The following is a 319-nucleotide window of genomic DNA, read 5'->3' as shown; positions in this document are numbered from 1 at the left end:
CGGTAAGGAGCCGCTTCAACAAAGAAAACGACCTGGATAAATTCGGATGGAGAAAACCCCTGAACGCTGCGTGGCGCATCAGGGGTAAATTGGATCAAGCCTGTTGTACTTGTGGGCAGATCAGCTTTCGGTCATTGGTGCTGATGGCACCGGCGGTTGGCTGCGCTGCCATACCGATCCATAACGGGTGTATTGCGGAGGAACCGGGATAGCCGTTCGCAATTCGTCTGCGGCGGTGCGGGCCCAGAAGGGGTCTCGCAGCATGTCACGGCCAACCACAACAATGTCTGCCCGACCGTTCTGTACGATTTCTTCAGCC

Annotated in this window: 1 pseudogene; it reads right to left on the bottom strand. The window is 56.4% G+C overall.

From position 1 onward, the window contains the following. Positions 1 to 120: 120 nt before the first annotated feature. Positions 121 to 319, bottom strand: a pseudogene (locus KMS84_RS39660) (NADPH dehydrogenase); the annotation flags it as partial.

This window comes from Streptomyces hilarionis (genome assembly GCF_024539675.1).
Classification (GTDB): domain Bacteria; phylum Actinomycetota; class Actinomycetes; order Streptomycetales; family Streptomycetaceae; genus Streptomyces; species Streptomyces hilarionis.
Note: the sequence above shows the minus strand (reverse complement) of the source record. Positions and strands in the feature narration are given on the sequence as shown.